The following is a 448-nucleotide window of genomic DNA, read 5'->3' on the forward strand; positions in this document are numbered from 1 at the left end:
TGCATGCGGTGGCCCAGGCGCTGGCGAAAAACCCCTACATGCTGATCGTGCCCTGCCATAGGGTGCTCGAGGCCGGCAACTACCCGGATCGGCTGTCGCCCTATGGCGGGATCGTCTCGAAGCGGCGGCTGCTGGCGCTGGAGGGCGCCCACCCGATCGCCAGCAAGACGCTGTTCGAGGTGCTGCTGCCGGCGGCCCCGCAAAGGCCGTCGACCTGAAGCGCATGCCGCTACCCTGCGGCGCGGATCACGCCTAGACTGACCGCATGGACGCGACCACGCTGCTGACGACGCCGACGATGACCGTCTCCGAGTTCCGCTGCGATGCGGGACCGGACGATACGCCGTTCGCCGAATGCCGCAGCATGCATTCCATTGCCTATGTGCGCGCCGGCAGCTTCGGCTGCCGCTGCCGGGCCGGTTTCTTCGAACTGGTGGCCGGTGCGCTG

At 68.3% G+C, this 448-nt stretch carries 2 protein-coding genes; both read left to right on the forward strand.

Going from position 1 to position 448, the window contains the following annotated elements; translation table 11 throughout:
* Window positions 1-218: MGMT family protein (locus AACY45_RS28605; RefSeq protein ID WP_339548835.1), on the forward strand; the 218-nt coding region annotated here is incomplete at its 5' end.
* A 47-nt stretch (window positions 219-265) separates the two neighbouring features.
* On the forward strand, window positions 266-448 hold a 183-nt coding region (locus AACY45_RS28610), incomplete at its 3' end, for a hypothetical protein (protein WP_339548837.1).

It is taken from the genome of Pseudomonas sp. RA_35y_Pfl2_P32 (assembly GCF_963970735.1).
Classification (GTDB): Bacteria; Pseudomonadota; Gammaproteobacteria; order Pseudomonadales; family Pseudomonadaceae; genus Aquipseudomonas.